Annotated in this window: 1 protein-coding gene; it reads left to right on the top strand. The window is 28.9% G+C overall.

The annotated features are described in order from the left end of the window. Positions 1-235: family 1 glycosylhydrolase (locus tag LI126_RS15165; RefSeq protein ID WP_227165740.1), on the top strand; the 235-nt coding region annotated here is incomplete at both ends.

Genomic DNA, 235 nt, shown 5'->3' with positions numbered 1-235 from the left:
GAAAAGGAGTAAGTTGTAGTGATGTACAATTATTTACTGATCCTAAATCTATGAAAGATTTATTAAATACTCATGGGTTATGTGATATTTCTGATGAAATGATTGAAAAAGCTTTAAGTACTGATGATGAAGTTTACTATCCAAAACGTCATGGGATTGATTTTTATCATCATTATAAAGAAGATATTGCTTTACTTGCAGGAATGGGATTTAAGGTTTATAGAATGTCTATTGC

It is taken from the genome of Mediterraneibacter sp. 210702-DFI.5.30 (assembly GCF_020560115.1).
In the GTDB taxonomy this organism is placed as follows: Bacteria; Bacillota; Clostridia; order Lachnospirales; family Lachnospiraceae; genus Mediterraneibacter; species Mediterraneibacter faecis.
Note: the sequence above shows the minus strand (reverse complement) of the source record. Positions and strands in the feature narration are given on the sequence as shown.